Here is a 17,524-nt window from a genome sequence, read left to right as displayed (position 1 = left end):
CGGCATTCAGTCCCGCCCCGCTAGCCCCAGCGGCATCACGGCCCGCCGAACCCGCCGTATTTGGCCGGCACAGGAAGGGAGCTGAATTTGATGAAATCTGCGTTTCGAAACATTGGCTTGAAGCTGGGAATTGGCGCCGCGGCGGCGGCCGGTGCCCTGCTCGCCGCCACCCCGGCCATGGCCCGCGACCGGTACCGCGACGGCGGCAACGACGCCGCCATTGCCATCGGAGCGGGCGTTCTGGGGCTTGCCGTGGGCGCGGCTCTCGCGGACCGCGACGACCGCTATTACTATGATCGTGACTGGTACCCCTCGCGCCGTTACGTCACCGTTCGCGGACGCCCCGGCTACTATTACTACTACGCCGACCGCCCCAACCGGTATTACCGCGACCGCTACTACAGCCGCTACTACGCGCCTTATTACCGCAGCCATCGCCGTGACTGGCGTGCGCCCCGTCACCATGCCCGCCGCGACTGGCGCCGGGGTGGGCGCGACTGGCGTGGCGGGCGGCACCATTCGCGCCGTCATGGCCGGCACCACGATCGCGGCCGGCACGGCCATCACCGGCGCGGCCGGCGCTGAGCCAGGCAGGCGGCGGGCGCGGTTGCCACGCCTCGAGATGAGAGGGCGGCAACCGCGTACGCGCGCAAAGCGCGCCGCAGCCCCTCGCCAAGTCCGCCTGCGGGCGCTATGGGCCGCCCACCATGGATATTTCCGACCTTCGCATCGCCCTGTTCTCGGGCAACTACAATTACGTTCGTGATGGCGCCAACCAGGCGCTCAACCGCCTCGTCGACTACCTGCTCCGCCAGGGTGCGAAGGTACGTGTCTATGCCCCCGTCGTGGAGGAGCCCGCCTTCCCGGCGACCGGCGACCTTGTCGGCGTGGGCGCCCTGCCGATCCCGGGCCGCGCCGAATACCGCGTGCCGCTCGCCATTGCCGGCAAGGCGCGCCGCGATCTCAAGGCCTTCGCTCCCAACGTAGTGCATGTCTCCTCCCCCGACCCGGTCGGCCACCGGGCCGTGACCTGGGCGCGCAAGCGCGACCTGCCCGTGCTGGCCTCGGTGCACACCCGGTTCGAGACGTACCTGCGCTATTACAACATGGCCTGGGGCGAGCCGGTGATCGAGGCGATCCTGCGCCGCTTCTACCGCCGCTGCGACGCGCTGGTAGCCCCGTCCGAATCGATGGCCCAGCTCCTGCGCGAACAGCGCATGAACTACGACGTCACGATCTGGTCGCGCGGGGTTGATCGCACGACCTTCAATCCCGAACGCCGCGACATGGAATGGCGCCGCAGCCTGGGCATCGCCGACCACGAGGTCGCGATCGGCTTCCTAGGCCGCCTCGTCATGGAAAAGGGGCTCGACGTCTACGCCGACACCCTCGATGACCTGCGCCGCCGGGGCGTCCCCTTCAAGGTCATCGTCATCGGCGAGGGGCCCGCGCGCGAATGGTTCGAAAGCCGCCTGCCGGACGGCGCCTTCGTCGGCTTCCAGCAGGGCGCGGACCTTGGCCGCGCGGTGGCCTCGATGGACGTCCTGTTCAACCCGTCTGTCACCGAGACTTTCGGCAACGTCACGCTCGAGGTCATGGCCTGCGGCCTGCCCGTCGTCGCAGCGGCCGCTACCGGCAGCCAGAGCCTGGTCGCCGACGGAATCTCGGGACGGCTGGTGCCGCCGGGCGCGGTCAGCCAGTTCTCCGAGGCCATCCGCGCCTACATCGAGGACCCGGCCCTGCGCCGCGCCCACGGCCAGGCCGGGGCCCTGCGCGCCAACGATTTCGACTGGGACAAGATCAACCAGGCCGTCGCCGACACCTACCTGCGCCTCATCCGCCAGCGCGCGAGGGGCTAGGGCACGGAGGCCTGGCCTGTATCAGCGCAGCACGCCCGCCCGCAGCATCCGCAGCGAGAAGACCAGCAGGGCAAGTGCGATCAGCCAGATCGCGCCGCTGATCGGACGTCCGCGATGCTGCTCGCGGGTGCCTCGGCATCGCTCCACTGGTAGACACTTGTCACCGCAAGGCCCAGGAGCGAGATCCCGAAGGCCGACGCGGCCAGCCGCGCCCGGCGCAGGAGCAGCAGCGCCCCCGCCAGCCCGCCGCCCACGCCCAGCGCCCAGAACCCCACCAGCCACAGCGGCAAGGTGTCGAGGTAGGCCACATATTCGCGCGGGAACGCGGACAGGTACCCCGCGTTGCGGGTGACCGTCATGAGATAGTCCAAACAGCCAAAGCCGTTCCAGATGACGGCGAGGACCGCCACGGTCCAATACCAGGCCGGAACCCGTGCCTTATTCATCATACGCACCTCGCTCGCGGCCCTGACTTGCGCAGTTGACCAAATTCTGACGCAGCCGCCCCGTCTTGGCAACCCGCGGCGCGCTCACGCACTTTTTCGGGGTAAGGCGCTGTTTCGCCGCGCCGGGACCGATGCAATCGCGCGCGCAACGCGCTAGGGAACCGCCATGGCTGACCTGTTCGGAGATGATCTGCCCCCGCCCGAGAGCGAGGAACCGCTGGCCGAGGACGCCCCGCTGGCCGACCGCCTGCGCCCGCGCACGCTGGACGACGTGGTGGGCCAGGAGCACCTGACCGGGCCCGAAGGCGCGATCGGGCGCATGGTGGCCGCGGGCAAGCTCTCCTCGATGATCCTGTGGGGCCCGCCCGGCACCGGCAAGACCAGCACCTCGCGCCTCTTGGCCAAGGCGGTGGGCATGCGCTTTGCCGCGGTCTCGGCCGTGTTCTCGGGCGTCGCGGACTTGCGCAAGGCCTTTGCCGAAGCGGAAACGGCGGCCAGGGCGGGGCAGCGCACGCTGCTTTTCGTGGACGAAATCCACCGCTTCAACCGCGCCCAGCAGGACGGCTTCCTGCCTTTTGTCGAACGCGGCACGGTCACGCTGGTGGGCGCGACCACCGAAAACCCCAGTTTTGCCCTCAACGCAGCGCTTCTCAGCCGCGCGCAGGTGCTTGTTCTCAACCGCCTCGACGAGATGGCGCTCTCCACGCTGCTCGCCAAGGCCGAAGCGCTGGAAGGCCCGCTCCCCCTCACCGACGAGGCGCGCGCGGCCCTTATTGCCACGGCCGATGGCGACGGGCGCTTCCTGCTCAACCAGGCCGAAACGCTCTACGCCGCGCACATTGAGGAACCGCTGGGCCCGGGCCCGCTCGGCAAGTTCCTGCAGCGGCGCATGGCGGTCTACGACAAGGACCGCGACGGGCACTACAACCTCATCTCGGCCTTTCACAAGTCGGTGCGCGGTTCCGACCCGCAGGCCGCGCTCTACTACATGGCGCGCATGCTGGTGGCGGGCGAGGAGCCGCTCTACATCCTGCGCCGCCTCGCCGCGATCGCGAGCGAGGACATCGGCCTCGCCGATCCGCAGGCGATGGTCCAGGTCATGGCCGCCAAGCAGTCCTTCGAGTTTCTCGGCTCGCCCGAAGGCGAACTCCCGCTCGCCCAGGCGGTGATCTATTGCGCCAGCGCACCCAAGTCGAACGCGGCCTGCCTGGCCAAGGGCATCGCCATGGAGGTCGCGCGCGAGACCGGCTCGATCGCCCCGCCCATGAATATCCTGAACGCCCCCACCAAGATGATGAAGGACATGGGCTACGGCGCGGCCTACCATTACGACCACGACCAGCCCGACGCCTTTTCGGGCGACAACTACTGGCCCGACGGCATGCCCGCGCAGGAGTTCTACAAGCCCAACGAACGCGGCTTCGAGCGCGAACTGAAGAAGCGTCTCGAATGGTGGCAGAAGAAGCGCGTCGAGCGGCGCGGCGGCTGATCGCGGTGGTCCTCGCGCCCCCCGCCTTCGACCATTTCCTGGCCATCGACTGGTCGGGCGCGCGCGGGCGCCATCACAAGGGCATTGCCCTGGGCCTGTGCGGGCAAGGGACAGGCGCGCCCGCGCTGCTCTCCCCGCCCTCCCCGCGCGGCTGGTCGCGCGAGGCGGTGCTGCGCTACCTGCGCGAGGACCTGCCCGCGCGCACGCTGGTCGGCCTCGACCTTGGCATCGCGCTTCCCTTTGCCGATGCAGGCGCCTTCTTCCCCGGCCTTGCGCAAAGCCCGGAGACGGCCCGCGCGTTGTGGGCACGGATTGACCGCATCTGCGAGGGCGAGGAGGACCTGGGCGCCAATGCCTTCGTCGACCACCCCGATTTCGCGCCCTATTTCCGCCGCCATGGCGGCCGCGAGGGCGCGCGCTTCCATCTGCCCGGCAGCGACCACCGCCGCGGTCGCCTGCGCGTCACCGAGGCGGCGCAGGCACGCCTGGGCTGCAAGCCCTACTCCAACTTCAACCTCGTGGGCGCGGCGCAGGTCGGCAAGTCCAGCCTGACGGGCATGCGCCTGCTCCACCGCCTCACCGGAACCCTCCCGGTCTGGCCAATCGACCCGTTGCCTCCCTCGGGCAGTGTCGTCTGCGAAATCTACACCACACTCGCCGCCGTCGAGGCCGGGCGCCGCGCTGGCCGCGCCAAGATCACCGAGCGCGGCGAACTCGATACCGCGCTCGACGCACTGGGATCGCAGCCACGCGGCGAGACCGGCCCGATCGACGACCACAGCGCCGATGCGCTTGTGACCAGCGCCTGGCTGCGCGGAGCCGCGGCGCGGCGGGAACTGTGGCAGCCGCCCGAACTTACCCCTGAACTGGCCTCGCGCGAGGGCTGGACCTTCGGCGCCCTGTAATCCAGACGCACCTGTAGAGACAGCGGATGCGCCAGGCGGGACCACACCGCACCCGCGCCCCAAGGAGAGACGACCCCATGGATTTCGATTTCGCGACGCTGACCCCGCAGGAACGCTACAAGCTGCTCGGCTCCAGCATCACCCCGCGCCCGATCGCCTGGGTCGCCTCGCAATCGGCCGCGGGCGTCGGCAACCTTGCCCCCTTCAGCTTCTTCAACGCGATGGGCGCAAACCCACCGCTGATCGCGCTCGGCCTCATCACCCGCGCCGACGGCCAGCTCAAGGACACCGCGTCCAACATCCTGGAAACCGGAGAATTCGTCGTCCATCTCGTCAGCGAGGCGCTGGCACCGGCCATGAACATCACGTGCATGGACGCGCCCGCCGATGTGGACGAGGCCACGCTGGCGGAGCTGAAGACAGTGCCCTCCAGCGCGGTCGCCGTGCCGCGCCTGGCCGATGCGCCGGTCGCCATGGAATGCCGTCTCTACCAGGCGATCCCGGCGGGCAGCACCACCATCGTCCTTGGCGAAGTGCTCCACTTCCACATCCAGGATGACTACATCGACGCCGAGAAGCTCTACGTCGACACGGTTGGTCTCGACCTTGTCGCGCGCATGCACGGGGGCGGCTGGTACGCACGTCAGAGCGACCTGTTCGACATGCCCCGCCCCGTCTACGAGGACTGGCAGGCGCAGCGCGGGAAAACCTCCCAGGGTTAGGAAATCCGGCTTTTCCCCACCTTGGCGAAAATCCCGCTGGACCAAGTGGCCTTGAGCTTGGTAAGGGCCCCGTCTCTTGAGAGCGTGTGCCGGTTTAGCTCAGCTGGTAGAGCAGTTGATTTGTAATCATCAGGCCGCGGGTTCGACTCCTGCAACCGGCACCACCTTCTCCTTCCCCAGCCATTCCAGCGATCACGCGAACCGGCGGCTGAGCCGCGCGCCATGGCCGTTCAGGATCATCTGGACCGGGCGCTCGAAACCGTAGGTCGAGACCGCAGCCATCAGGACGCTCAGCGCCACGATGGCAAGGCCCAGCGCAAGGTCCGGGACCCGCCCCGAGAGCCAGGGCTCCAGCGTCCACATCACCGGCTTGTGCAGCAGGTAGATGGCGTAGGACACCGCGCCCAGCTGCGTGAACACGGGCCAGGCGAGATACCGGAATGGCCCGAGGCCGCCCAGTGCGGCCAGGAAGACGAGAACCGGCAAGCCGAAGGTGACGGGATCGATGAAGTTGGGCAGCATGGGAAAACCGGCCATGCGCCGCAATTCGGGCAGCGACAGCGGCACCAGCAGCAGAATGATCCAGCCAAGGCCCTGCAAGCCAGGTGCCCGTGTGGCCTTGAGAAAAGCCCGTGCATGGCGGTGCAGCAGATAGCCCGCGATCGTCCCCAGGAAGAAGGCGTGAAACCAGTAGGGAAGGAACTGGTTGCCGCGAACGGAGAGGCGCAGCGCAAGCAAGACAAGGAGTTGCGCGGCAAACCCCGCCGTGATCCAGACCCCGGCCGGAAAGCGCTTCGCCGCCGCCCAGATCAGCACGAAAACGAGATAATACTGCACCTCGACGGGAATGGTCCAAAGGACACTCGTGCCTGTCACGAGAGCCACCGGCCACACCCATTCCCCGCCGGACAGATCGAAGAACCGAATGGGGCCGCCCGCCCCCACGACCAGCGAAAGGGCAATGACGAGGTAGAAGAGCGGGAACACGCGGGCGATCCGATGGGTCGCGTAGCGCAGCACCTGCTCGCGGGTGAAGGCGCGCGGACCATAGAGGAAGGCCATGAGAAAGCCGCTCAGGAGGAAGAAGAGAAGCACGCCCATCTGTCCGGTTCCCTCTCCCAGGACATGGGGAAAGTACCCGGCGTTCGCGCAGTGCGACACCACCACGGCCATCGCCGCGACACCGCGCGCGCCATCAAGCGCGGGAAAATGGCGCGGGAGCTGGTGATCGGAAGCAGGGCTGGCGTCAGCGACCCGCTCCTCAACAAGGGACTGGCCTGCCGTCATCCGCCCTCCCCGACTGGTCACGCCATTCGCGAAACCTTCGCGAACAGGTGCCCTTGCAAAGCAGCGCAGCCCCGTGGCGGCAAGTTCGGCAAAGGGACTACAACCAATAGGCCCGACGTCTCTCGGCCGGGGCGCGGCACCTGTTAGCCAACGCCTTAACCTCTTGCGAAATCAGGCTAGGGGCTACTCCGCGTATTCGGACACGCGCGAAAGCGGGAAAAAGGATAAAAAGGGGTCCGAGGGCCATCGCCCTCGGGCTCCCAAAACTGTCGAGCGCACCTCTCGCACCGAGAAAGGTGAGGCCGCCCATTCAGGGGTCCAAGGGGCAATGGCCCCTTGAAAGGCATTTCACTTCTTACTCAGCCTTGCTGAATTGCACAGACAGGCAGGCGTTTACGATTCGCCTGCCATGTCTCGCACCGGCGCGTCAGCGGCGCAGCAGGCTGCCCAGCCAGGCGAAGAAACGGCCGATTCGCGCCAGAAGCGATTCGCTTTCGGGGGCGGAGACCTCTTCAGCCTGCATGCGCGCGCGCAGGGCATGGCCCGAGGCCGAACGCACCGGAGCCGGCTCGGATTCGACCTGCGGTGCAAAAACGGCTTCGACCTGCGGCGCGAAAACGGGCGCGGGCTCGGCCTCGACAAGTGCCGGGGCCAGCGGGGCGGGAGCAGGCTCGGGCATGGGAGCCGGACGCGCCGCAACCGGCTCGGGGGCAGGAGCGGGCGTCGGGACGGGCGTCGGGGCGGGCTGGGCGCTCGGCGCAGCCTTTCCGAACAGCGAACCGTAAGCGGCTTCGTCCAGGCCCTGCTCGTCCTCATCCTCGCCCTCGTCCTCGAAGGCCGCGTCCTCGAAGGCCGCCGGGAACGGATCGCGACCGAGGACCGAACCCTCGCCGCCCAGCGCACCGAAGCGCGGCGTCGGGCTGGCGGATGCCGGGGCATCCATGAATTCCGAGGGCATCGATTCCGAAGCCATCGGCTCTGCGGGGATCGGAGCCGCAGGCATATAGGCCGCGGGCTCGGGGGCCTGCGGGGCCGGAGCCTCGGGAACAGGGGTGTTCAGGCTGGCCGAATCGACCGCCTCGGCGGGTGTGAGGCCCTGCATGCGGACCGGACGTTCCATGGGAATCGCCTCGCCGAAGTCCTGGACCGCGACCATGTCGAGTTCGCGCAGCGCGTCGCGGCGCTCGCTGTCGTCGAGCATGAGCAACGGCTTCTTGCGCGGCCGCCCGCCGGATCGCTCCGAACGTCCCATCTTCATCAATCCTCCGTAAGAGTACCGATCCGAAGCGACTTCGGACTCGCAATCGTCGGTTTCCTGCGGCCCATCGAGGGGCGGCAGCAAGTCTTCCGGCGTGTAATCATCCACGCCGTCGTCCCAGTCGAACGTTGAAAAGTGCTGGACGTCCATGGTCCTCGTTCACGTAGCTAGCAAGGTGTAGACTCGTCTAGCGCCGAAGGTTTAGGATTTCCTTACAGCCTTAAGGTATTCGTATATAAGTGCCTTCCGAGGGCGGTGAGCCCCCCTCACGGTTGGCACACTTGCGAAAAAGGTTAAGTCATTTGTTAACCATTAAGTGCCAATCCCTAAGAGCACTTACAGGGGGCACCGCATGAGAGTTGACGCTTCAAACCTTCTGAATCGGCTCGGCCGTCAGGACTTCTCGTACAAGGAGTTCGAGGACCGATTCACCGAGCTGGAGCTGTGGCCGATGCTCGAGGCGCTGCTCAAGGACCCACGCCTGCTCGAACTCGACGGCGCGGCGGCCAGCGGCGCAGCTGCCCCTGCCCCGGAAAAGCTGCCGAGCGCGCCGGCCCCGGCAGCCGAGTTCGCCCCCACGCCCCCACGCCCGGCCGTGCCACCGGCTCCCGAGCCCGTGGCCACCGATTCGATCGGCGCCCTGTTCCGCCGCTACGAAGGCCCCAACGCGGCCGCGGCCCCTGCCCCGCCTGCCCCTGCGGGATCGGGCCAGGACGTGCGCGCGATGCTGCGCCACCTGTCCGAGCTGGGTTCGCGAGGAGAAATCTGATGGCCCTCATCGTCTGCCATTCGCCCAAGGGCGGCACCGGCAACACTTTCCTCGCCGCGCACATGGCGCTCGGGCTGGCCGAGGCCGGAGCGGACGTGACCGTGCTCTCCATGGCCGCGCACGACACGCTCCCCTTCCACTTCGCGCTGCCCCCCTCGACCACGCTGTCCGCGCTCCATGCCCCGAGCGAGGATGCGGTGGTGGTCTCGGGGATCGACCTGCGCCATGCGCAGAACGCGCCCAATGACCCCGACTTCATCCCGATGCTCAAGGACCTGGGCTACTTCCAGACCGGCCGCGAGCGCACGCTGATCCTCGATGTGCCCTCGTGCGAGCGCAACCTCGCGCGGCGCCTCGTCAACCACGCCTGCGCCCACCTGTGCGCGCTCGACACCGCGCCCGAGACGCTCGCGCTGCTGCCGCAGATGTTCGACGAGGCGGGCAAGGGTGGCCTGTCGCGCACGTCGTTCGTGATCAACCGGCTCGATGACACCCGCCGCCTCGCGCGCCACAACGCCGCCTTCGTGCGCGAACTGATGGGGCCGCGCCTGATCGGGCGCATCCGGCTGGACGAATCGGTGCCCGAATCGATCGCGATGCTCCAGACTCTGGCGCGCTATGCCCCCTCCAGCGCCGCGCTCGCCGACGTGCGCCGCCTGGTCGACATCGTCCTGCCCGCGCTCGATACCGACATCAGCATCTGGTCCGGCGCAAAGAGCTCGAGCTACGCCGCATGATCAAGGCGCTGACGTCGACGCGCGCGCTGCGCTACCTTGCCCTCATCCCCATCGTCTTCATCGCGGCGGTGGTGATCGCGGTGCCGCTGGACGGGACCGCACAGTGGGTCTGCGCCGGCGTCACGATTGCCGGCGCGGTGGCGCTGCGCCGCTGGAAGAGCCCGCGTGGCGGCCTTGCGCTGGGTCTCCTCGCGATCCTCGTGTCGACCCGCTACATCGTGTGGCGCACCACGCAGACGCTCTCCTTCGGCACGCTTCCCGAATTCGCCTTCGGCGGCGTCCTTTACCTGGCCGAGCTCTACGCCTGGGTCATCCTCATGCTGGGCTTCCTGCAGACCAGCTTCCCGCTCGAGCGCCCGGTGATCGAGCCCGAGGGCGATCCCGAGGACTGGCCGACCGTCGACATCTATATCCCGACCTACAACGAGAGCCTCGAGATCGTGCGCAACACCGTGTTCGCCGCGATGGATCTCGACTACCCGGTCGAGCGCTACCGCGTGTTCATCCTCGACGATGGCAAGCGCGCGGAATTCCGCGCCTTCGCCAAGGAAGCGGGCTGCGGCTACATCACGCGCGACAACAACCTGCACGCCAAGGCGGGCAACCTCAATGCGGCGATGAAGAAGACCGACGGCGAACTGATCGCGATCTTCGACTGCGACCACGTGCCTACCCGCGCCTTCCTCCAGCTGACCATCGGCTGGTTCCAGAAGGACAAGCGCCTCGCCCTGATCCAGACCCCGCACCACATGTACTCGCTCGACCCGGTGCAGCGTAACCTCGCTTCCACGATGGGCGACATGCCCGGCGAGGGCGACCTGTTTTACGGCCCCGTGCAGGGCGGCAACGACCTGTGGAACGCGACCTTCTTCTGCGGCTCCTGCGCGATCATCCGCCGCGAAGCGCTGGAAGAGACCAACGGCTTTGCCGGCGAGACGGTGACCGAGGACGCGCACACCGCGCTCAAGCTCCAGCGTACCGGCTGGAACACCGCCTATATCAGCGCGCGCCTGTCCGCAGGGCTCGCCACCGAGCGCCTTGTCCTCCACGTCGGCCAGCGCATCCGCTGGGCGCGCGGCATGACCCAGATCCTGCGCATCGACTGCCCGCTCTTCGGCAAGGGCCTCACCTGGCAGCAGCGCCTGTGCTACCTCAACGCCATGCTGCACTTCCAGTACCCGATCCCCCGGATCGTGTTCCTGACCAGCCCGCTCGCCTATCTCATGTTCGGCCAGAACATCATCCAGGCCTCGGCCTCGCTGATCTTCGCCTACGCCATGCCCCACCTCTACTGCTCCTCGGTCGCCAACGAGCGCACGCAAGGCTCGGACCGCCGTCCGTTCTGGGGCGAGGTCTACGAGACGATCCTGGCCTTCCACCTCGTCAAGCCCACGGTGATGACTGGTTCCAGCCGCGCAAGGGCAAGTTCAACGTGACCGACAAGGGCTCGCTGCTCGACAAGACCTACTTCGACTGGGCCATCGTCAAGCCGCACCTGATCTGCGTCGGGATCATCGTCGCAGGCATGCTCATGGCCATCAGCAAATGGGCCTTCTTCCCCTACATGTTCAACATCCAAACCGATACGCTGGTGCTGAACCTGGCCTGGGCGATGTTCAGCCTGATCATCCTCATCGCCGCCATCGCGGTCGCGCGCGAGACGCGCCAGGCGCGCCAGGACATCCGCATCCCAGTCAAGCTCCCGGTCAGCGCCTACCTCCAAAGCGGGCACGTGGTACCCGCCACCACCCTCGACATCTCGATGGGCGGCGCGGCGCTGGCCTTGCCCGAAGAATTGCCGGTGAAGGACCGTTCGGTGCGCCACATCACCATGTCGATGGGCAACGAAGTGCTGTGCATCCCCGTCGAGACGATGCGTACCCAGGGCGCGAACACCTATGTGCGCTTTGAAAAACTCGATATCTTGGCCGGTCGCCACCTCGTGCGCGCCGTCATGGGCCGGGCCGACGCCTGGCAGCCTGTTGCTCCCCGCGAATCCGTTACCGGACTTCGCTCACTTGCGGATATCATCTTGGTCGACCTGGTTACCCTAAAGCGCATGCTGCGCCTCAACTTCGCCGAACGCCGCGCGATGCGCCAGGCCGAGGCGGACAACGACAACCCTGCGTCGAGCGCCGCCGACGCGGAAAAGGACAGCGCGAGCAAGGCCGAGACAAAGGGCAAGGAAAAGGGCAAGGCAGCCCGGATCGCCAAGGCCGCCGCCATCACCGGGGCCCTGCTCCTGGGCACGGCGGGCATCTTCTTCGGCGCCAGCCAGAGCCATGCCGCCACGGCCAGCGCGCGCGAGGCCACCCCGGCCGCGCTTGAAGGCGATGGCCTCACCGACCGCCTCACCTTCGAGGACCTGCGCGTCACCACCCCGATCCGCCTGCTGGGCACCCAGGGCGAGATGGGCATTCCCTTCGGCATGCGCCAGGACCGCGTCGTCACCAAGGCCACGCTCGTCCTGCAGATGGCCTGGTCGCCCTCGATGCTCGACGACCTGAGCCAGCTGGTGGTGATGCTGAACGGCGAGGTGGTGGACACGCTGCGCCTCACCCGCGCCAACGCCCAGGGCCGGATCGTGCGCGTCGCGGTCAACCCGGCGCTGTTCCTGCCCGGCGACAACCAGCTCAACCTGCGCCTCATCGGCCACTACGCGCGCGACTGCGAGGACCCGTTCCACTCCGCGCTCTGGGCCAATATCTCGAACACCCGCTCGTGGCTCGATGTCGAATACGCGCGCCTGCCCTACAAGCCCGACCTTGCCCGCCTGCCGCTGCCCTTCTTCGACAAGGGCCAGAACATGCCGCTCGACATGCCCTTCGTCTTTGCCGGCGCGCCCGGCCGCGGCGAACTGGAGGCGGCCGCCGCCTCGGCGTCCTGGCTCGGCTCGCTTGCGAGCTACCGCGGCTTCACCTTCAAGCCGGTCATCGGCGCGCTGCCCAGGGGCAATGCGATCGTCTTCCTCAAGAGCGGCCAGTCGCTCCCCGGACTCGAGATTGCGCCCGCCCAGGGGCCGAGCGCGGCGGTCGTGCGCAACCCGGCCGATGCGGGCGGAACCCTGCTCGTCCTGATGGGCCGCAACAACGGCGAACTGCGCCTTGCCGCCTCCGCCGTGGCCATCGGCAAGGGCGTCTTTGGCGGCGCGCGCATGAGCTTCGAGGGCGTGCGCATCCCGGTCTGGGACCGCTACAGCGCGCTGCGCTGGGTCTCGACCGAGAAGCCGGTCAAGCTGGGTGAGATCATGGAGCCCTACGCGCTCCAGGGCATGGGCATTCGCCCCGGCCCCATCTCGGCCCGCTTCCGCGTGGCGCCCGACCTGTTCTTCTGGCCGCGCCAGGGGGGCCGCCTGAACCTGGGCTACCGCTACCCGGTCGCCAAGTGGATGGACCGCCGTGCCTCGCGCCTCGATGTCTCGCTCAATGGCCAGTATCTGAAGACGCTGGGCCTGGGCGGTGACTGGTGGGATGGCCTCCTGGGCCACGCCAGCGCCAAGAGCCACGATTCCGAGGCCACGCTGACCCTGCCGCGCTACACCATGTTCGGGCAGAACCAGGTCACCTTCGACTACAACATGATCATCGCCGACAAGAAGAAGTGCACCGGCACCCTGCCCGAGAACGTGCACGTCTCGGTCGATCCCAACAGCACGATCGACCTCACCTCGGCCTACCACGCGATCCAGATGCCCGACCTTGCGACCTTTGCCAGCGCGGGCTTCCCCTTCACCGTCAGCCCCGACCTGTCGCAGACGACCGTGATCATGGGCGAGAAGCCGAGCACGGCCGCGATCCGGGCCTTCCTCGAGCTGATGGGCCGCTTCGGGGATTCCACCGGCGTTCCCGCCACCTCCGTCACGGTGGCCACCGACGTCGATGCCGATGCCCTCTCCGCGCAGGACGTGCTGGTCGTGGGCGGCACCGCGCTTGCGGGCCACGAGGAGCTCTTCGAAGGCTCGCCGCTGCGCTTTGCAGGCGGCCGCCTCTCGGTCTCCGAGCGCTCGATGCTGCAGAACGTCGCCGCGCTCTTCGGTGGCACCGAACGCGACGATCCGATGGCCGCCGAACCCGTGATCTACAACGCGCGCGGCTTTTCCGGGATCGTCAGCTTCCGTTCGCCCTTTGCCTCGGACCGCACTGTCGTCGCGCTTCTGGCCGACAGCGGCCCGGCCCTGCCCCAGCTCGTCGAGGGCATGGCCGATGCCAAGATCAACGCCATGATCCAGGGCGACCTCTCGGTCACCGAGGGCGATGGCATGGCCAGCTTCGCGCTGGGCGAGCGGTACTGGAGCGGCTCGCTGCCGTTCTGGATGAAGATCGCCTACTGGATCAGCCAGCGCCCGCTGCTGCTCGGCGTCTTTGCCCTCGCGCTGGCCGTCGTGCTCGCCAGCCCCGCCTATCTCTACTTCCGCCGACAGGCCCAGCGCCGCCTCGGCGCCGAGGACGACAACGCATGATCGAGCCCCGTGTCCCCTTCCCGACGCGCAGTCGCGCCCTGCGCACGGCGGCCCTGGCCGCGCTGCTGGGGGGCTGCGCCGTGGGCTCGGTCCTCCCCGTCGCCGCCCTCGCGCAGGACGATGGGGTTGCCGCGCTGATCGAGCAGGCGAAGTACTGGCGCTCCAAGGGGCGCGAGGACCTTGCCCAGCAGGCCCTGCGCCGCGCGCGCGCCATCGATCCCGACAATCCCGCGATTACCGCCGCCTCCCGCGCCGCGCCCGCACCCGCGCCTGCCCCGCAGGCCGAGAAGCCTTCGCGCCAGAGCCAGTCCCCCGCCCGCACGAGCACGCCAGGCCCCGCGCGCAGCGCCGCACCGGCCCGCCGCGCGGCCCCGGCCCGGCCCAGCGCGGCCGACCGCGCAGGCCGTGCCCGTGTGGCCGGTTTCGAGGCTCTGGAAGCCGAACGCCTCGAAACCGCCGCCACCGAGTTCGAGAAGGCGCTTGCCGTCAATTCCCGCGATCCAGATGCGCTGGGCGGACTTGGCATCGTACGCCTGCGCCAGCAAAGGTTCGCCGAGGCGGCTGACCTGCTTGAACGCGCCTCGCGCGCCGGGAAAGCCAGCCAGTGGGCCGAAGGGCTTGCCTCGGCGCGCTACTTCGCGGGCGTCGCGGACGCGCAGGACCTGCTCGACCGGGGCCAGCTGGGCGCCGCCCAGGCCCGCGCCGAGGAACTGGTGCGGTCAAACTACTCCGAACCGGCCCCCGCGCTGGAGATCCTGGCCCAGGTCTACGAGCAGCAGGGCCGCTACGCCGACGCTGCCGACCTCTACCGCCAGGCCGCCGAGGGCGCCAATGCCGACGAGAACCGCCTGCAGATGCGCGCCGCGCGGGGCCGCGCCCTTGCCGCGGCCGAACGCGGCGATGACACCGGCGCCGTCCAGGAATTCCAGGCCGGGCTCATGGCCGATCCCGAGGACCCGTGGATCCGCTACGAGTTCGCCCAATACATGATCAAGCGCGGGCGCATGCCCGAGGCGGAATCGCTGCTGCGCGCGCTTGTCAGCATCGGCGCGCCCGACGCGCTCTATGCCGCCGCCCTCCTCAACGAGGACCTGGGCCGTCCTGCCGAGGCCGAGCGCCTGCTTTCGATGATCCCCGAGACCCAGCGCACCGCGCCGATGCGCACCTTCGCGATCGGGGTGAAGACCGACGCGGCGATCGCGCGGGCCCGGGCGCTTGCCCAGAACGGCCAGCGCGAGCAGGCGCTGGGCTCGCTGCGCCAGCTGGGCGAGATGCGCGCCATTCCCGTGGGCAAGCAGGCCGCCATCGCCAGCGCCCTGTTCGACCTGGGCGATCAGGCCGGTGCCGCCGAGGTCGCCCAGCGCGCGCTCAACGGCGAAGTGACCGACCTTGGCGAATACGAAGGGCTGATCGGCGTCCTCGTCCAGACCGGCCGCGACGACCTTGCCCAGACCGCCCTCCAGCGCGCCGGGCAGATGGCCGGCTCCTCGCCGCAGGGCCAGCAGGCGTATGGCCGGATGCAGGCGACGCTGATGATCGGGCAGGCCGACCGCGCGCGCCTTGCCGGGAGCTACGCCGAAGCCTTCGACATCCTCCAGAGCGCGTACAGTTCCGCGCCCGACAACGTCGAGATCCTCGCCGGGCTCGCGCGCCTGTACGAGAACGGCAACATGGCGCCGCGCGCCGCGCAGACCTGGCAGCTGTACCTGGCCAAGAAGCCGGGCGACAAGGACGGCCTGATCGGCCTTGCCCAGAGCGCCCAGCGCGCGGGCGACGGCAGGCTCTCCGACGAAGCGGCCGACGCGCTGCTGCGCTCCTACCCGCAGGACTACCAGGTCTACATGGCGCTCGCCGATGTCGAGCGCGTCGCGGGCAACGAGAGGAAGGCGGTGCGCTACCTCAAGCAGGCGCGCGAACTCTACGCCCGCCAGCACAACGCGACCAGCGTCGTGGCGCTGGGCGGCAATCCCTTTGCCGGGATGCAGGGCCAGGCCGGAGCCAACCCGTTCCGCAACCAGGGCCCGGCCATGGCCCAGCCCCAGCCGGTCAACCCCTTCGCGCTGGGCGGCGGCACACGCCTTCCCGCCCCCTCCTACGCCCCGCAGGCCCAGCCGATGGGCGGCTATGGTGCCTCTGCAAGCTATGCCGCGGCGAACGAGAGCTACACGGGCCAAGGGTATGGTGCCCAGGGCTACGCAGCCCAGGCCTCCAGTGCGCCGAGCTACGATGCGGGCCCCGATTATAGCCAGGGCCGCGCCGCCCCCGCCTACGCCAGCCGCAGCGCCTCCGCGCCCGCCGCCTTCGCAGGCAGCGCCACCGCGACGCAGAGCGCGGCCGGATACGGCGCAGGCGCTGCCCCCGCCCCCGCCTACGCCCCTGCAGGAGCCCCGCAGAGGGCAGGGACGAGCATGCCGACCCGCTACGGCGGCGACCCGATGCTCGCCCGGATCCAGTCGGAGATCGCCGAACTGGCGCAGGACACCGGCCCGCGCGGCGAAGTCCAGACCGCCTACCGGCGCCGTTCGGGCGAAACCGGCCTCAGCCAGCTTGACGAGATCAAGGGCTCGGCCGAACTCTCGACCGGCCTTGCGGGCGGGCGCGTCTACGCCAAAGCGGAAGCCAGCGTCATCGACGCAGGCCGTCCCACCGGCTCGGGCCTCGCCCGCTTCGGCGCGAACGGCGTGATCGAGGCGGCCGCGATTGTCGCCGAACAGCCCTCGCCGCTCGTCAATGCGGACAGCCAGCACGCCTCGGGCGTCGCGTTCTCGGCCGGGTACACCAACGACTTCGCGCAGGTCGAAGTGGGTACGACGCCCATCGGCATGGGCGAAACGAAGGTCACCTACCGCGCCGCGGCGACCCCCAAGATCGGGCGCGACGTGCGCGCCAGCGCCTGGGTCGAACGCAAGCCCGTCACCGATTCGGTGGTCTCCTATGCAGGCACCCGCGATCCCGTCACCGGGGTGCGCTGGGGCCAGGTCATGCGCTTTGGCGCAGGCGGCGGGCTGTCCTACGACCGCAACGGCAACGGCGTGTACGGCGAGGGCCGCTACTACCGCTTCACCGGCACCAATGTCGCGAAGAACTCCGGCTTCGAGGCCAACGCGGGCGGATACCTGCGCGCCTACCAGGGCCGCACGGACTCGGTCACGGTCGGCCTCAACGTGAACTACCAGGGCTACGACAAGAGCCAGAACTACTTCACCTTCGGCAATGGCGGCTATTTCAGCCCGCAGAGCTTCATCTCGGTCGGCTTCCCGGTGAACTACGCGATCGAGGACGAACGCTTTGTCGGCCGTGCCTCGTTCACGCCCGGTTTTCAAAGCTACAGCCAGGATCGCAGCTTGCTCTATCCGACCGAACCTCTCCTCCAGGGCCTGCTCGATGGCCTCAAGCTCGAGAACGACGACGTGCGGTCCTATTATGACGGGATCAGCGAGACGGGTTTCGCGTTATCGGCAGAGGGCGAACTTTACTACAAGCTGAGCAACTCCACCCGCATCGGGGGCGAGGCCAGCTACAACACGTTCGGTTCCTACGATGAATTCCGCGGCATGCTCGGCGTGCGCCAAAGCTTCGGGAGTACGAAGTAA

Annotated in this window: 11 protein-coding genes, 1 tRNA gene and 1 pseudogene; 10 read left to right on the top strand and 3 right to left on the bottom strand. The window is 68.6% G+C overall.

The window, feature by feature from the left end; all coding sequences use genetic code 11:
• The first annotated feature begins 117 nt into the window (after positions 1-117).
• Both MBENS4_RS13365 and MBENS4_RS13360 read left to right on the top strand, forming a co-directional pair.
• The gene (locus MBENS4_RS13365; RefSeq protein WP_199904419.1) at positions 118-585 is read left to right on the top strand and encodes a hypothetical protein; all 468 of its coding nucleotides are present in this window, start codon (positions 118-120) and stop codon (positions 583-585) included.
• A 122-nt stretch (positions 586-707) separates the two neighbouring features.
• Positions 708-1,859 carry a glycosyltransferase family 4 protein gene (locus MBENS4_RS13360; RefSeq protein WP_039391312.1) on the top strand — a complete coding sequence of 384 codons (1,152 nt, stop codon included), beginning with the start codon at positions 708-710 and terminating at the stop codon, positions 1,857-1,859.
• 80 nt (positions 1,860-1,939) lie between these two features.
• On the opposite strand, the gene MBENS4_RS13355 is transcribed toward MBENS4_RS13360, so the two are convergent.
• Complete coding sequence (locus MBENS4_RS13355) at positions 1,940-2,308, bottom strand: hypothetical protein (protein ID WP_242404895.1); 369 nt, start codon at positions 2,306-2,308, stop codon at positions 1,940-1,942.
• Between the two features lie 163 nt (positions 2,309-2,471).
• Here MBENS4_RS13355 and MBENS4_RS13350 point away from each other — a divergent pair, with 163 nt between their 5' ends.
• The 4 genes from MBENS4_RS13350 (at position 2,472) to MBENS4_RS13335 (ending at position 5,585) form a co-directional block, all read left to right on the top strand.
• A complete protein-coding gene (locus MBENS4_RS13350; protein ID WP_039391310.1) occupies positions 2,472-3,794 on the top strand; it encodes a replication-associated recombination protein A in 1,323 nt (440 codons plus the stop codon).
• Positions 3,755-4,699, top strand: coding sequence for a hypothetical protein (locus MBENS4_RS13345; protein WP_242404894.1), 945 nt, complete (start codon positions 3,755-3,757; stop codon positions 4,697-4,699). Before MBENS4_RS13350 ends, MBENS4_RS13345 begins: the two co-directional genes overlap by 40 nt.
• Positions 4,700-4,776: 77 nt before the next feature.
• A complete protein-coding gene (locus MBENS4_RS13340; protein ID WP_039391308.1) occupies positions 4,777-5,421 on the top strand; it encodes a flavin reductase family protein in 645 nt (214 codons plus the stop codon).
• 88 nt (positions 5,422-5,509) lie between these two features.
• Positions 5,510-5,585: transfer RNA gene (locus MBENS4_RS13335), tRNA-Thr, on the top strand.
• A 28-nt stretch (positions 5,586-5,613) separates the two neighbouring features.
• Here the strand turns inward: MBENS4_RS13335 and MBENS4_RS24170 are convergent.
• Positions 5,614-6,708, bottom strand: coding sequence for an acyltransferase family protein (locus MBENS4_RS24170; RefSeq protein WP_052322271.1), 1,095 nt, complete (start codon positions 6,706-6,708; stop codon positions 5,614-5,616).
• A 427-nt stretch (positions 6,709-7,135) separates the two neighbouring features.
• On the bottom strand, positions 7,136-7,960 hold the full coding sequence (locus MBENS4_RS13325; RefSeq protein ID WP_144400911.1) for a hypothetical protein: 825 nt from the start codon (positions 7,958-7,960) through the stop codon (positions 7,136-7,138).
• A 358-nt stretch (positions 7,961-8,318) separates the two neighbouring features.
• Between MBENS4_RS13325 and MBENS4_RS13320 the strand changes: the two genes are divergently transcribed.
• The 4 genes and pseudogenes from MBENS4_RS13320 (at position 8,319) to MBENS4_RS13305 (ending at position 17,524) form a co-directional block, all read left to right on the top strand.
• Complete coding sequence (locus MBENS4_RS13320) at positions 8,319-8,735, top strand: hypothetical protein (RefSeq protein ID WP_039391304.1); 417 nt, start codon at positions 8,319-8,321, stop codon at positions 8,733-8,735.
• Complete coding sequence (locus MBENS4_RS13315; protein WP_052322270.1) at positions 8,735-9,472, top strand: cellulose synthase operon protein YhjQ/BcsQ; 738 nt, start codon at positions 8,735-8,737, stop codon at positions 9,470-9,472. Before MBENS4_RS13320 ends, MBENS4_RS13315 begins: the two co-directional genes overlap by 1 nt.
• Positions 9,469-13,931, top strand: a pseudogene (gene bcsA, locus MBENS4_RS13310) (UDP-forming cellulose synthase catalytic subunit). Before MBENS4_RS13315 ends, bcsA begins: the two are co-directional and overlap by 4 nt.
• Positions 13,928-17,524, top strand: a complete 3,597-nt coding sequence (locus MBENS4_RS13305) for a cellulose biosynthesis protein BcsC (RefSeq protein ID WP_039391303.1) — start codon at positions 13,928-13,930, stop codon at positions 17,522-17,524. The pseudogene bcsA and the gene MBENS4_RS13305 overlap by 4 nt, the downstream one beginning before the upstream one ends.

It is taken from the genome of Novosphingobium sp. MBES04, assembly GCF_000813185.1.
Taxonomy (GTDB): Bacteria; Pseudomonadota; Alphaproteobacteria; order Sphingomonadales; family Sphingomonadaceae; genus Novosphingobium; species Novosphingobium decolorationis.
This window is presented reverse-complemented; position numbering and strand designations above follow the sequence as displayed.

Bases quoted from the DNA above. Each gene is read 5' to 3' on its own strand.
- MBENS4_RS13360 (WP_039391312.1), top strand. From the start codon at position 708: ATGGATATTTCCGACCTTCGCATCGCCCTGTTCTCGGGCAACTACAAT.
- MBENS4_RS13355 (WP_242404895.1), bottom strand. From the start codon at position 2,308: ATGATGAATAAGGCACGGGTTCCGGCCTGGTATTGGACCGTGGCGGTC.
- MBENS4_RS13350 (WP_039391310.1), top strand. From the start codon at position 2,472: ATGGCTGACCTGTTCGGAGATGATCTGCCCCCGCCCGAGAGCGAGGAA.
- MBENS4_RS13345 (WP_242404894.1), top strand. From the start codon at position 3,755: ATGGTGGCAGAAGAAGCGCGTCGAGCGGCGCGGCGGCTGATCGCGGTG.
- MBENS4_RS13340 (WP_039391308.1), top strand. From the start codon at position 4,777: ATGGATTTCGATTTCGCGACGCTGACCCCGCAGGAACGCTACAAGCTG.
- MBENS4_RS24170 (WP_052322271.1), bottom strand. From the start codon at position 6,708: ATGACGGCAGGCCAGTCCCTTGTTGAGGAGCGGGTCGCTGACGCCAGC.
- MBENS4_RS13325 (WP_144400911.1), bottom strand. From the start codon at position 7,960: ATGGGACGTTCGGAGCGATCCGGCGGGCGGCCGCGCAAGAAGCCGTTG.
- MBENS4_RS13320 (WP_039391304.1), top strand. From the start codon at position 8,319: ATGAGAGTTGACGCTTCAAACCTTCTGAATCGGCTCGGCCGTCAGGAC.
- MBENS4_RS13315 (WP_052322270.1), top strand. From the start codon at position 8,735: ATGGCCCTCATCGTCTGCCATTCGCCCAAGGGCGGCACCGGCAACACT.
- MBENS4_RS13305 (WP_039391303.1), top strand. From the start codon at position 13,928: ATGATCGAGCCCCGTGTCCCCTTCCCGACGCGCAGTCGCGCCCTGCGC.